This is a genomic window from Alteromonas sp. H39 (assembly GCF_047556435.1).
Classification (GTDB): Bacteria; Pseudomonadota; Gammaproteobacteria; order Enterobacterales; family Alteromonadaceae; genus Alteromonas.
The window spans coordinates 278,113-292,275 of record NZ_CP180210.1 but is presented as its reverse complement, the minus strand read 5'-3'; the positions used below and the strand labels follow the sequence as shown (position 1 = coordinate 292,275).

Here is a 14,163-nt window from a genome sequence, read left to right as displayed (position 1 = left end):
ACGGGAATAGCAGCAAACGGACAGGTATCACCTATCCGTTTGCTGCAAAGTACTACCACCAGGTGGTATAGAACGCCACAAGGATTATGACCACAGCCAGCGTGGCAACATTAAAGCCTTTGGTGGTGGCAAAGTTAACTTCGCTCAACTCTACGGCGTTTGGATGATCTTCTTTTTTCTCAAGTAGTGAAACGATCACCGCTAAGCCTACACACAGCAGGAATACCAGACCGACACGGTCGATGAACGGTAATTCCGGCCACAGCTGGCGCAGTAGCAAGCTCAGCAAGAACGACCCCAGCGCGGCTACAAGACCACCGTTGGCGGTAGTGCGTTTCCAGAACATGCCCAACACGAACAAGGCTACGATGCCGGGAGTAAAGAAGCCGGTGAATTCCTGAATATACTGGAAGGCCTGGTCGAACTGACCCAATAATGGCTTAGCCGCCACCATGGCAATAACCAACGCTACGAAACTGACAATACGGCCCACTTTCACATAATGATGCTGCGACTCATTCGGACGCTTGTCTTTGTAGATATCCATAGTGAAGATGGTAGACACACTGTTCGTCATTGAGGCCAGCGATGACACTATCGCTGCCACCAGCGCCGCAAAGATAATACCTTTCAAACCCACCGGCATTAAGTTCATCAGGGAAGGATAGGCTTGATCCGGGCGCTGTAAATCCGGAACCAGCAAGACTGCAGCGATACCCGGCAATACCACAATCAATGGCATTAGTAGCTTCAGAAAGGCAGCAAACGCTATGCCTTTCTGGGCCTCTGCCACACTTTTTGCAGCCAGCGTGCGCTGAATGATGTATTGGTTGAAGCCCCAGTAAGACAAGTTCATTATCCACATACCGCCAAGCAATACCGACAGGCCTGGCAAATCCATATAATGCGGGTTGTCTTCGGACAGGATCATATCGAACTTGCCCGGCAATTCGTTTGTCAGTGTCACAAAACCCTGCACCACACCATTGCCGTCACTAATCAGATTAAGCGCAGTATAGGATAAGAAAAGGCCGCCAAATACCAGCAGCACCACCTGAATAATATCGGTCAGGGCAACGGCTTTCAGGCCCCCGTAAAGCGAGTATGTCAGCGAAAATGCGCCTAGGAAAATCATGCCGTAGACCATATCCACACCGGCGATAGTATTGATAGCCAGCGCGCCAAGCCACAGCACTGCTGTCAGATTCACAAACACGTACACGCCCAACCAGAAAATCGCCATCACCTTTCTGACGCGATGATCGTAACGCTCTTCCAGAAACTGCGGCATGGTGTAGATTTTGTGCTTAAGGAAAATCGGCAGGAAGTATTTACCAACGATAATCAGGGTAATGGCCGCCATCCATTCATACGACGCGATAGCCAGCCCAATCTGATAACCTGAGCCAGACATACCGATGATCTGCTCTGCAGAAATGTTTGCCGCGATTAACGACGCCCCTATGGCCCACCATGGAAGGCTAGAGCCAGCAAGAAAATAATCGTTTGTGTCTTTTTCGTGTCCGGCTTTCTCTCTTGATACCCACCAGGCAATACCAATAAGAGCCACGACGTAGATCACGAATACCGCGAGGTCGAGCGTTTCAATTTGCATAAGTTTTCCCAACGTTCTAATTATCGTCGTGTAGTCGTAGGGTATGGGCCGTTTCGTGGTTATTTTTAACTCTTATGAAGATGGCCACTACACACTTGTGGTTGTCTTCCAGGCGCTACGTCTGGAGGAGCGACATTATTACCACACCTTTACAACGAATTTACAGTCCAATATCCATAAAATCCGTTTAACCGATGAATAATGGACCAACGTCCTGTGCAGCAAAAAAAAGCTGCCGGACATTCTGAAAATTCTCACAGCAGCCTGAAAAGAAATGGCGCCTGCCCCTTTTTACAGAGGTGGCGCCACGGGACACAACTCGTTAATCAGGCAAATGCGCCCTGGGTCGCAGTGCAGTCGTAAATAGTCGCCTGATAGCCAGTCTCTTCAAAGTAATGCTGTGCTACCAGCGCCTTTACATTCTCTATCAGGTTTTTCGGCACCAGCGCCACCACGCATCCACCAAATCCGCCTCCTGTCATGCGCACGCCACCTTTGTCTTTAAGCAATCCGGAAATCAGCTCGACCAGGTAATCGATAGGCGGCACCGTAATTTCAAAGTCATCGCGCATAGAGGCATGCGATGCTGCCATCGCCTCGCTCACGGTAGCGATATCATTTTGTTTGAGCGCGTCAAACATGGTGTGAGTGCGTGCATTTTCAGTAATGATATGGCGTGCTCGTCGATACACCACCTCCGGCATCGCAGACTTAGCAGCTTCCAACGACTCCAGTGTGGCTTCACGCAACGATGGAACCCCAAGCAGGGATGCCCCCTGTTCGCACTGCTGACGACGCAGGTTGTACTCACTGTCAACCAGGCCTCGTTTTACATTTGAGTTAATAATAACAATGTGAAGATCATCCGGCAGTGTTGAGTGATCAAAAGTCAACGACTGACAATCCAGTAACATGGCGTGATCTTTTTTGCCCATTGCTGAAATTAACTGGTCCATGATGCCGCACGAGCAACCAACAAAGTCGTTTTCTGCTTTCTGCCCTAACAACGCGGCTTTTACACCATCAATGTCCAGCGAAAAAAGATCCGTGACCGCTTTGAGAATAGCAATTTCAAAGGATGCGGAAGAGCTCAGGCCTGCTCCCTGCGGTACGTTACCCGTTACCAGCAAATTGATGCCGCTGGGCAGGGAAAATTCCTTTTGTAATACCAGCAGTACACCCCTGACATAATTAGACCAGCTTTGTTCAGGATCACTTTCGATGTTATCCAGCGAAAACTGGCTCTCGGCATTATCGTAATCCATTGCCACAACACAACAGTTGCGGTCTTCACGTACCGACGCCGCGGCCCAGGTCCCAAAGTTGATCGCAGCAGGAAACACGAACCCCTGATTATAATCGGTGTGTTCCCCAATCAGATTCACGCGTCCGGGCGCATGACAAACAACCGATGGCTGATGCTGATAAATATCCGAAAATGCCACAGACAGTTGTGCGTTATCCATTCTGGCTCTCCGCCTGTTTGTAATGCACATCAGATTGCTCACGAAGTCGGGTCGCGGCTTGCTCCGGTGTAAGATCCCGTTGCGCCTCTGCCATCATCTCGTAACCAACCATAAACTTTTTCACACTGGCAGAGCGCAGCAAAGGAGGATAGAAATGTGCATGCAGCCCCCATTCAGGATGCGTCTTACCGTCAAACGGCGCGCTATGCCATCCCATCGAGTAAGGGAATGAGGTAGTAAATAAATTGTCATATCGCGTTGTGATTTGCCCGATTATGTCAGCCAGAGACGCAGCCTGCGTGTTAGACAAATCCACCAAAGAGGAAACAGCAAAACGAGGTAACAGTAACGTTTCGAATGGCCAGGCGGCCCAGTAGGGAACAACCACAACCCAATCGTCATTCTGGCAGACAACACGCTCCTGCTTCTCAACTTCACGCTTGGCATAGTCGTCCAGCATCCGGGTGCCATGCTTGTCAAAATACTGAGAAAACTGCTGCAGCTTTTTCGCAGGCTCGGTAGGAATGTGCTTTTGCGCCCACACCTGACCATGCGGATGCGGGTTTGAGCATCCCATCATCGCCCCTTTGTTTTCAAATACCTGCACCCAGGCGAAATCCTTTCCGAGATCGGCAGTTTGCGCCTGCCAGCACGTCACAACCTCTTCACGTTCAGACTGGGTTAGTTCAGGTAACGTCTTGCTGTGATCTGGTGAAAAGCAGATTACCCGGCTACATCCCTGCTCGGTTTCAAAACGGAACAATTCGTCGGCTTCTCCCGCTTCTGGCGTATCGGGCTTCAACGCGGCAAAATCGTTTTCGAAAACAAACGTTCCTGAATACGAAGGATTACTCTCACCATTTACCCGCGTGTTTCCCGGGCACAAGTAGCACTCAGGGTCGTAACCCGGTTTCTGTTCCTGCGAGGGTTCTTCTGACTGACCCTGCCAGGGGCGCTTCGCGCGATGAGGAGAGACCAGCACCCACTCGCCAATCAGCGGATTGTAGCGGCGATGCGGATCGTTTGTCAGGTCTACGGTTTTGCCCATAATCACTTTCACACTCTTCATCTCTACCTGTAAATCAGGTTAAGGTTAAACGTTTACCCGAGATAGTATATTATCAAAAGAGGTTTATCAATTTGTTAACAGAATATTTTTGATAAAACAAAATGAGAGACAATTATTGTCTCTCATTCGGTGGTCTCAGTTGCTCTGTAACTTGCTTTTACGCCAGCTACACGCCGCGGGTACGCATAGCAGATAAGCCACGCTGTCCTGCGTTTGGAATCAGCGGGAAAACTCGTAGCGCACCGAGGCCTGAAACGGCTTGCCTGGCCGCAGGATGCAATCTGGGAAGTCTGGGTGATTGGGTGAGTCCGGGAAATACTGCGGCTCCAGACAAATAGTGCCAGCCTGCTCATCGCCCATCAGGTTGCCGGTATACACCTGCATACCCGGTAACGTAGTGTACAAGGCCATGCGGATCCCCGTATCTGCGGACGACAATACTGCGGCTGGACCAGCGCTGTCGTGATTTAACACAAAGTTGTGATCGTAGCCTCCTACGCTGTCAAAAAGCGGGTTACCCGTGTTAACGCGCTGTCCGATTTCTACGGCAGAGGTAAAATCGAACGGCGTATTCTCTACCGCAAGCAGTTTGCCGGTAGGCAGCAAGCTCTTGTCCGCTTCGGTAACGTATTGCGCATCAATTTTCAGTGTATTTTCTTTCACTGATTTACTTTTCCCGATGTGGAAATACGCATGCTGGGTCATACTAAATGGAGTGGCAGCAGTCGTTGAGGCGAAGAGTGTCAGCGTCAGCGTATTGGTTGGCTGTAAACGGTATTCGGCTGATACGGTAACTTCTCCCGGAAAGCCCGCTTCTCCATCCGGACTCACCAGTGACAACCGCACGCCAACAGCATCGTCTTCTTCAATAGGTTCTGACACCCATACCTTTTTATGGAAGCCGCTCAGGCCCCCGTGAAGGTGGTGGGGGCCGCCATTGACGTCTACCTGAAACTGTTGACCATCAAGCTCAAACTTTCCCTCACCGATTCGGTTAGCATACCGGCCAATAAGCGCTCCTTGGTAACTGTCATCCTGTATATATGCGTCAAGCGTATCGAAACCTTTAACGCACTGATGTGGTGAACCTGTGCTATCCGGCACAGAAAGCGCGCGAATAATGCCACCCAGCTCAAGGATCTCAACAGTCATGCCCGCATCATTCGTCAGTGTGTAACATGACACGGTGTTTCCTTCATACTCACCAAATGGCGTAACAGCTACTTTCATACAGGTTGCCTTGTTGTAAACTCAGTTAAAAAGGGTATACGTTTTCCGTATACAATAATACCGATGAGCCCGGGTAAAAGATTGATTTTATTCCCTTCAGGCTTATCAAATCCTCTAAAACTAAGGTAACCTGAAGCTTCACCTCCTGCTTACATCATTGTCCGGGAGGAATGCATGAGTTGGAATTACATAAAGTATGGCTACGATTAAAGATATTGCACAAGCTGCTGGGGTGTCGCTGGCAACGGTTTCACGTGTGATTAATGATGGTCCCAAGGTTGGCGATAAAACCCGTGAACGGGTAAAGCAAATCATGAAGGAAATGGGCTACCGGCCCAATGCCAACGCTCGCGCGCTGGTTACGCAGCGTAGCGCGTCACTTGGTGTAGTAATAGCCGAATTACATGATCCCTTTTTTGCCATGCTGGCGCACGGCGTGGAAACGGTTACCCGAAAGAATAACGTTCAGATTCTGCTGAGCGCGGGGTCGATTGCAAAAGATACCGAGCTTAAAGCCATCGAAACCCTTCTGGAACACCGTGTCGAGGCAATGGTGGTCCACTCCAAAGCGCTGGACGATGACACACTGATTGCATTTGCAAATCAAATTCCCGGCTTTGTGCTGATTAACCGTTATATTCCCGCTATTGCTAATCGTTGTGTGTGGCTTGATAACGTCACCGGCGGACGCATTATGGCGGAATATGTCATACGTCAGGGCCACAAAGACCTCGCCGTAATCAGCTCGCATTACCAGATAGACGACCCATCTCAACGGCTTGAAGGAATTCGTCAGGCAGCCGGGGAAGCCGGTCTTACGTTGCCAGACAGTATGATTGAATATGCCACGCCGGACCAGGAAGGCGGTGAAATGGCAATGCAAAACCTGCTCGCTACCGGCTCTCACTTTACGGCATTACTTGCCTACAACGATGCAATGGCAGCGGGTGCGATGGCTATCATGCAAGACCATGGTATTGATGTTCCGGAACAGGTATCGATTGTGGGCTACGATGATGTTTTGCTGGCAAAATACTGTCGCCCGAAGCTCACCACGTTACGTTATCCCATCGAGATGATGGCGGCTAAAGCGGCTGAGCTGGCACTAAAATACGCATCAGGTGTGCCACCGGAGAAAGATCTTACATTTAAGTACACACCGACCATTGTCAAACGCGACTCGGTGCTGCGTCTATAGTTTACAGGGCGTCGTCGCTACGCCCTTCACTCCCACATCCAGAATAAATGTATCACCACTGTACGGATGGCACGCCAGTTCTTGCGCCGTCATACCAATATTGGCCGACGTGACCAGTAACCGATCAAACTTCTCTCCTGCAAACGTCATGCTGGTAATTTTTGAAGCAGGTAGGGGCACAAACGCCAGCCGCTCTCCTTCTGCATTGAAGCGATACAGGCCACCACCATCCCAGGCCGCCACCCACAAGCAATCCTCCGAATCTACGGTAATGCCGTCAGGAAACCCCATCGCCTCTGTGAACGAGATCCAGGCCTGCTTGCTGACTATCTCTCCGTCACTATTCACCGCGCAACGATAAATAATCCGGTCAGCCGATGATACCGACCACAGCCACTCACCGGATAAACTAAAGGCTGGTCCATTACTCACCTGATAACCGGTATCCACCGGCAGAGCCTCATGCATACCCTTAAGCAGGTACAGCGAACCGCTGGCCCGCATTTCTGCATCATCCATCGTGCCAAAGTATAGCCTGCCCGCGCGGTCTACCTTGGCATCATTCAGCCGATTTGATAACGGCTCCTGGTCCATTTCGATGTATTTTTCGCGTTGCCATGTATCCGGGTTGAGAAGGTACAGGCTTCGCTGGCATCCCAGAAATAACTGACCAGCCAGTCTTTCGGCCAGCCAGCATACTGGCTCGTCAAACGTGTGAGTCTCAAGGTGGCCGGACTGCCAGTGAAGGCGGAACACGGCATTACCCTTAATGTCGACCCAGAACGCACTGCTGTAGCGGGGGCTGTAGAAAGCGCCCTCGCCCAGCAGACATTGTGTGTTGAAGTGATAGCGAACGTAATGTGGTAAAGACACAATATCCCGTGACTGCTCAGCTGTATGTGATGAGTTTAGCCATGAAAAAGAACCAGTACTACCCCTGAGCACGCCGCGACGAATAATATCAGCTGACGGATCCGCGCTTCGTTGATGTTTCTGGTAATAACATAAGACAATGCCCACCCGGTTAAAATGGCAGGCACGCATCTTACAAACAGACTCAGATCATCATGCCCGGCGGCACCGGTTGCCCACAGCACCAGAATGCCGAACAGATTAATGTAGACAAAAAAGATACTCAGGTTGGCTTTGATTCGGTCATGTTCTTCAGACTGATACAACAGTCCCATCGGCGCACCACCAGCCGAGGTGGTGGTTCCCATAAAGCCGGAAATCATGGCAGCAATAAGATTAGAAATAATTGAGACTTTTGGCGTGAGGCCAATCAGTGATAACAACACGGCGACCAGAATACTTATGCCGAAAAGCAACTGATACTGGTGCGCATCGATGTACAGCATGACACTACCGGCCACCAATACACCTGCGGTGCCCCCCAATATGGCAAAACCGGTTTGTTTTGGGTCTATTTCGCCGCGATGTCTGACCGACAACAAGCTTGTGATAAGCAGTGCATTCAGGATCATCGGTCCGGGAACCAGCTCCGGCATCAGAAAATACAGCACCGGTGCGCACAACAGGCCTAAACCAAAGCCAATTACGCTTTGAAGGCATGCTCCTGTTATCAGCACCAGATAAACTAAAACCCACTCAGTCAATGTTCGCCCTACGTGTTCAACCCAACAACCGGGTCTGAGCGCACATGCTACCACCCGAAGTTTTAATATTATATTACTATTTATGACAGCCAGATATGCCTTGTGTCAATGCTTCGGGGCAAAATGTAAACTAAAAGTTAATACGGCGGCAGGAATTTACGTGTTCATGATGTGAAGTAGCCGGAGTCATCGCCATTGAGCAAGGGCGCGCTCGACCATTCACAGGAACATGCGCGTTGGCGGTTTTCCTGGCGATATTCGATTGGCATGGAGGCAGGGCAACTTGATTTTCTAATCTCAGACCCATCCGGCATCAATAATCAGCGTTTGCGCCGTCATCATTTTACTGTCATCTGAAGATAGCCACAACGCGGCATCTACAATGTCGTCGGGCATCAGCGTTTCATGAATGCACTGTTCCTGCTGAACTTCCTTGACGATATCCGGGTTCAGCCAGTGGGTCATCTGGCGTTCTGTCATCACCCACCCTGGAATTAAGGTGTTCACTCGCACACGATACTTCCCGTAGGTGGCGGCCAGCGAACGCGATAACCCTTCTATCGCCGCTTTCGCAGTCGTGTACGCAGGCATACAGGTTTGTTTTTTGCGCCAGCTTACCGAGCCGACGTTAATTATGCTGCCGCCGCCCAGACGCTGCATTTGCGCTACTACGCTTTGGGCTGTAAAAAAGCTGGGGCGAAGATTCACTGCCAGGCGATCATCCCAGTACTGCTCTGTCACATCCTCAGCCTCATGACGAGTGTCATCTGCGGCGTTATTGATCAGAACACCGATATCGCCAAAGTGCTGTTGCGTGCTGTCTATTGCGGCTTTCAGCGCGTCAATATCACGAATGTCACAGTGAATAAAAACCGGATCGTAACGGTAATGTCCTTTGAGGTCGGCGCATAGCGCTTCACTTTGTGTCGTCGCCATGTCTACAAAGGCTACTTTTGCATGCTGCTCGCAAAACCGCCTGACCATGACCGCACCGATACCGGTGCCACCACCGGTGATAAAGACGGTTTTGTCAGCCAGACTCTGATAAGTTGTCGTTTTTTGTGTTGCAGACGCGTCGTTTTCCATCGGGTGCATTTCCGGCTACGCTCGTTTCGCTTCCATTTCCTGCTCGATAAAGGCCATAGCCTCATCAATCAGATAGGTCATCATATTTTTTGCGCGCCCGGCCTCACCATTGGCGATAGCGTTGTACACTTTCGCATGCTCTTCCGCGATAGCTGTTTTGCTACCTTTTGCTGGTGTAGTGTGCTGAATACTGACATTCAGTGCGGTGGTAATAAACTCGCGTAACTGATAGAAAAACCGATTCCCACTGGCTTGCAGGATAGCAGTATGAAACGCCAGATCGGCTTCATGTATGTTACCGTCAGGCTGCTCAGCTTCGTTTTCCATTGCCGTTAATGCTGCCTTGATATTGGCGATTGCTTCAACATTTTGATGACGTGCTGCCAGCGCTGCAGCTTCAGGCTCTATTGCCAGGCGCATTTGCAGAAACTCTTTGAGCACCTGCAAAGACGGGCTGCTTTCCAGCATCCATTTCAATACATTGGTGTCATATAAATTCCAGTTATCAGCAGACTCAACCCGGATCCCCTGACGAGGACGCGACGAGATCAGACCTTTTGCCGCCAGCATTTTTACCGCTTCTCTCACTGCGGTACGACTGATGCCATATTCTTCACACAATTGTGCTTCAGTTGGCAGTCCAGTCTGGCCGTTGTAACTGCCGCTGATAATTGCTTTACCCAGCTCGTTGGTCACTCGCTGCGATAAATTCAGATTCTCAATTCGCGCCATAATCATTCCCGTAAAGACACGTGTCGTCATTCATCCTTTCTGGCCTTTGGGACATTGCCTCCGACCATCCCGCAACCGTCATTACAACGTTCCGGCAGGATTGTGCATAAAGCTAGTCTAAAGTAATTATGCCCTATTGCCTACATATCTGATAAAGAGCGGTTTGTTGCCTGTCAACTTGTCCTTTTTCTTCTACGACTTCTCTGGTCAAACAACCACTGACCCGGCGCACTGCATGCCAGTTAAAAAGCGGCGCCTGCCTTCCAACGGCGCATGTTAAGACTCACTGCGTGACTTCAGATTTATTTACATCGTACTTAACTATCGTTATTGCAGCGAAAAAAGATTAACGTGTTTTTAACAATGGGCCTTTTCATTAACCCATTTATCATATAATATTTTTTATAATTTCAGTTTTTTGCATTTATGCCAATTCGGCAATGGACGTTTTATGGTTGAATTAAGTACGTTGGACTGGCTGGTTCTCGGAGGCTTCTTTGTGTTGCTTCTGGGGGTCGTTGTGATGTCTATCCGTCAAAAAGAAGAAGATACCGCAGACTATTTCTTGGCTGGCCGCAATGCAAGCTGGCTGGTTATTGGTGCATCAATTTTTGCCTCAAACATTGGCTCAGAACATCTGGTTGGTCTGTCCGGTTCCGGTGCCCAGTCGGGCATGGCGCTGGCTCACTGGGAGCTGCAATCCTGGATAATTCTGTTGCTAGGCTGGATATTTGTCCCTTTCTACTGGAGCAGTAAAGTCTACACGATGCCTGAGTTTCTTGAGCGTCGATTCAACTCCAAATCCCGCACATTCCTGTCAGTTATTTCGCTGGTCAGCTATGTGCTTACCAAAGTGGCGGTAACGGTGTACGCAGGGGGCGTAGCGTTTAAAACCATCCTTGGCATCGAAAGCATCTGGGGCATCGATTTCTTCTGGATCTCGGCATTCGGTCTGGTCATTATCACGGGTATCTACACAGTACTTGGGGGAATGAAAGCCATTATGTGGACCTCCGTACTGCAAACGCCGGTACTGATTATTGGTTCGGTGGTCATTCTGGTAGTCGGACTGGACAAGGTTGGTGGCTGGTCAGAAGTTGAGCGTCTGAATGATGCCAACATGCACCTTATCCGCTCAGCCTCAGATTCCGAATTCCCGTGGCCAGGCATTATTTTCGGTTCGTTCATTATTGGTTTCTGGTACTGGTGTACCGATCAGTACATCGTGCAGCGTGTGCTTTCTGCTAAAGGCATTAAAGAAGCTCGTCGCGGCACCATGTTCGCCGGTTACCTGAAACTGCTGCCAGTGTTTATCTTCCTGGTTCCCGGCATGATCGCCTATGCGCTGAACGCCAAAGGTATCATTTCTTACGACAGCCCCGATCAGGCATTTCCCACACTGGTTGCAGAACTGCTGCCGGCTGGCGTGAAAGGAATTGTTATTGGTGGTTTGGTGGCGGCACTGATGAGCTCTCTGGCGTCGCTGTTTAATTCATCTGCCACGCTCTTTACCATCGACTTTTACAAAAAATTCAAACCTGAGTCCAGCGAGAAGCACCTGTTGAAAGTGGGTCGCATCGCAACGGTGGTGATTGTCGTACTGGGGATGTTGTGGATCCCGGTGATGAGCCTTATCGCCGACGTGCTGTATGAATACCTGCAAAGTGTGCAGTCTCTGATTGCCCCGGGCATTGCCGCGGTATTCCTGCTGGGACTGATAAGTACCCGTGTTACTGCGGAGGCTGGTTTTATCGGACTTGTGTCGGGTTTCGTACTGGGTATGGTTCGGTTAGTCCTGCTGCCTTTCAAAGACAGTCTTGAAGGGACCGGGCTTGCGTGGATCACCAGCATGAACTGGCTGTATTACTGTATTCTGCTGTTCTTTATTGTGGTGGGTATCATGATTGTTGTGAGTATCTTCACCAAGGCGCCGGATCGCGAAAAGCTCAAGGGCCTGACCTTCTCAACGCTGGGTAAGGATACCATGAGTGAAGTTATTGCCGGCCTCGACAAGTGGGATTACATTCACACCGCCGGGATTTTAGGTATCACCGCACTTATCTATATCCGATTCTGGTAACGCTTCTCTGCTTTTCCTTGAGAGGACCTCAGGGCGCTTCGGCGCCCTTTTTTTATGCTGTATTCTTACCACTCCCTGCTGCTATTCCCTGACAGCACTGGTAGGATTGCTTCAGAGAATTTATACAGGACAGGCATAACAATGATTTCAGGACAGGTACCTGATTATTCAAACTACAACGATGAGACACTGCAAGAGCGTGCCGCCACCATAAACCGTTCACTTTTCCCTGAGCGCGCTGCCGTGCTGGATCAGGAGCTTGCAAGACGCGTGGCGCTACACCAACCTGAGCTTGCGTCTCGGGGCGAGCGGTTCGCCGGTGCTGTTATTGACATGGTTATTGCCCTGATTTCGTTGATCCCGCTGGTCATTATTGCGGGAGACACAATGCAGCAAGAGCCGCTGACAGGAATGTTGATGGCCATCGGCTGGTCGGTTGCGGTAATAATTGTAGTGCACGGCTACACGCTGATTAACTACAGTCAGACCGTGGGCAAGTACTTTCTCAATACGCGTATTGAAGATATGGACGGGAAGCCCTCGACGTTTTTCAACATTCTGGCGGCACGATTTATGCCTATCACGGTGCTGACAATGATCCCGTTGGTAGGGTCTGTAATTTATCTGGTTGATATATTCATGATCTTTCGCGCTGACAAGCGCTGTATGCACGATCTCATCGCGGGTACGCGGGTATGTCGACTTCCTGATGCAGAGCGTGTGAATCATTAGAGTCTGTTAGTCTTTGATGTACGATTTTTGTCAGGGGTAAACGCGCTTTTTCGCTACGCGCCGATTGTAGCCTCGTTATCCAGGTAAATGAGGCAGCACAAAGCGCAAAGCGCGTTTAGCCGACGCCAGCGTCTGCTGGCACCGGTCTGACCAAGGCAATAGCTGTCATATTGCCTTCGAAATTCTTAGTTTGTCTGAGATGTTAATCCGGCTCGTGATTTCTGAATTGGGGAAAGCCGTTCTCATCCCAGGTCAGTACCCTTGCCCGCGCGTGACGGTTAGGATCGCTTAGCGGCGAGCCCTGCAGCTCTTTGTAATCCCGGCTGTGATAAATCATCAGGTCGGTTTCCCCGTCTTTCCCCTTCACAAAACTGTTGTGACCGGGGCCGAAACGTCCTAACTCGGGTGCGGTAGTAAAGACGGGCTCCTGCTCTTTATGCCAGCTTGCAGGATCAAGCAAATCAGCATCTGCCTGCGCCCACAATAAGCCCATGGCATAACGATGGTCAGTGGCACTGGCCGAGTAGGTCATAAATAATTTGTCGCCATGTTTGACCACCGAGGCACCTTCGTTAACCTTGTACCCCTGAATTTCCCAATCCAGTGTCGGCTCGCTGATTTTCACAATCGGCGCTTTCACCGTGACCGGCGAATCCATTTCCGCAATCCACAATGCTGAGTTATAGGTTTGCTCAGCATTTTGCTGTGCCCATACCAGATAGCGCTTGTCGTTGTGCGTGAATGTGGTGGCATCCAGCGAGAAGGTATCAAGATGCGTCTTCATCAGGCCCACTGTTTCCCACTTGCCTTTCATCGGATCGTCGTGGGTATTTTTGAGCGCGTACATACGAATACTGAAGGGTGTATCTTTGTCTCCCGCTGCAAAATAGATATACCAGTCGCCGTCAACCTCGTGGAGTTCCGGTGCCCAGATATTCGCGCTCATCGGGCCACTCTCACGCTTGCGCCAGATTACCTTTTCTTCGGCAAGCTTTAGGTCATTCAGCCTGCACGCCTGACGCAGCGCTATCTCGTCAAATTTTGGTGATGTCCCGATAAAAGTAAAGCATCCGTTATCGTGACGAACCAGCTGCGGATCGGCGCGTTGAAGTACAATGGGGTTATCCACCGGCACCGCCATACCATGACTGGTGTCAGACGGTTCGTTAGCGCAGGCACTGCTGCCAGCAATCAGGGTTAACAGCAAGGAACGTTGTAGTAGTGAACATACTGGCTTCATACTCTCTCCGGAAAAGGCAAAAACATTGTTAATATTGTATTACATATTAAACAGCAAGTCTGGTATGCTACGCAACACTATGTAAACAAAATGTTTGAA

General features: G+C 50.1%; 12 protein-coding genes. 3 read left to right on the top strand and 9 right to left on the bottom strand.

Features of this window, described 5'->3' with window-relative positions:
* Positions 1 to 52: 52 nt before the first annotated feature.
* The 4 genes from ACLBLI_RS01220 to ACLBLI_RS01205 all read right to left on the bottom strand — a co-directional run bounded on the left by ACLBLI_RS01220 (position 53) and on the right by ACLBLI_RS01205 (position 5,380).
* Positions 53 to 1,615, bottom strand: coding sequence for a sodium/sugar symporter (locus tag ACLBLI_RS01220; protein ID WP_414829371.1), 1,563 nt, complete (start codon positions 1,613 to 1,615; stop codon positions 53 to 55).
* Positions 1,616 to 1,941: 326 nt separating this feature from the next.
* The gene (gene galK / locus ACLBLI_RS01215; RefSeq protein ID WP_414829370.1) at positions 1,942 to 3,081 is read right to left on the bottom strand and encodes a galactokinase; all 1,140 of its coding nucleotides are present in this window, start codon (positions 3,079 to 3,081) and stop codon (positions 1,942 to 1,944) included.
* The gene (locus ACLBLI_RS01210; RefSeq protein WP_414830878.1) at positions 3,074 to 4,129 is read right to left on the bottom strand and encodes a UDP-glucose--hexose-1-phosphate uridylyltransferase; all 1,056 of its coding nucleotides are present in this window, start codon (positions 4,127 to 4,129) and stop codon (positions 3,074 to 3,076) included. Before ACLBLI_RS01210 ends, galK begins: the two co-directional genes overlap by 8 nt.
* Positions 4,130 to 4,369: 240 nt before the next feature.
* Complete coding sequence (locus tag ACLBLI_RS01205; protein WP_414829369.1) at positions 4,370 to 5,380, bottom strand: aldose epimerase family protein; 1,011 nt, start codon at positions 5,378 to 5,380, stop codon at positions 4,370 to 4,372.
* 196 nt (positions 5,381 to 5,576) lie between these two features.
* On the opposite strand from ACLBLI_RS01205, the gene ACLBLI_RS01200 reads away from it, so the two are divergent.
* A complete protein-coding gene (locus ACLBLI_RS01200) occupies positions 5,577 to 6,578 on the top strand; it encodes a LacI family DNA-binding transcriptional regulator (RefSeq protein WP_414829368.1) in 1,002 nt (333 codons plus the stop codon).
* Here ACLBLI_RS01200 and ACLBLI_RS01195 read toward each other — a convergent pair.
* From ACLBLI_RS01195 to ACLBLI_RS01180, 4 genes are all read right to left on the bottom strand, one after another.
* A complete protein-coding gene (locus ACLBLI_RS01195; RefSeq protein WP_414829367.1) occupies positions 6,573 to 7,451 on the bottom strand; it encodes an SMP-30/gluconolactonase/LRE family protein in 879 nt (292 codons plus the stop codon). The genes ACLBLI_RS01200 and ACLBLI_RS01195 overlap by 6 nt on opposite strands.
* A 35-nt stretch (positions 7,452 to 7,486) precedes the next feature.
* A complete protein-coding gene (locus tag ACLBLI_RS01190) occupies positions 7,487 to 8,194 on the bottom strand; it encodes a sulfite exporter TauE/SafE family protein (protein ID WP_414829366.1) in 708 nt (235 codons plus the stop codon).
* A 297-nt stretch (positions 8,195 to 8,491) separates the two neighbouring features.
* Positions 8,492 to 9,280 (bottom strand): SDR family NAD(P)-dependent oxidoreductase, encoded by a 789-nt coding sequence (locus tag ACLBLI_RS01185; RefSeq protein WP_414829365.1) that lies wholly within the window; start codon positions 9,278 to 9,280, stop codon positions 8,492 to 8,494.
* A 15-nt stretch (positions 9,281 to 9,295) separates the two neighbouring features.
* Positions 9,296 to 10,012: a FadR/GntR family transcriptional regulator gene (locus ACLBLI_RS01180; protein WP_218309397.1), complete on the bottom strand. Its 717-nt coding sequence runs from the start codon at positions 10,010 to 10,012 to the stop codon at positions 9,296 to 9,298.
* A gap of 451 nt (positions 10,013 to 10,463) precedes the next feature.
* On the opposite strand from ACLBLI_RS01180, the gene ACLBLI_RS01175 reads away from it, so the two are divergent.
* Together ACLBLI_RS01175 and ACLBLI_RS01170 are read left to right on the top strand one after the other, a co-directional pair.
* Positions 10,464 to 12,092: a sodium:solute symporter gene (locus tag ACLBLI_RS01175; protein ID WP_414829364.1), complete on the top strand. Its 1,629-nt coding sequence runs from the start codon at positions 10,464 to 10,466 to the stop codon at positions 12,090 to 12,092.
* A gap of 141 nt (positions 12,093 to 12,233) precedes the next feature.
* A complete protein-coding gene (locus ACLBLI_RS01170) occupies positions 12,234 to 12,824 on the top strand; it encodes an RDD family protein (RefSeq protein WP_414829363.1) in 591 nt (196 codons plus the stop codon).
* A 202-nt stretch (positions 12,825 to 13,026) separates the two neighbouring features.
* On the opposite strand, the gene ACLBLI_RS01165 is transcribed toward ACLBLI_RS01170, so the two are convergent.
* Positions 13,027 to 14,064 (bottom strand): family 43 glycosylhydrolase, encoded by a 1,038-nt coding sequence (locus tag ACLBLI_RS01165; RefSeq protein ID WP_414829362.1) that lies wholly within the window; start codon positions 14,062 to 14,064, stop codon positions 13,027 to 13,029.
* Positions 14,065 to 14,163 lie beyond the last annotated feature (99 nt).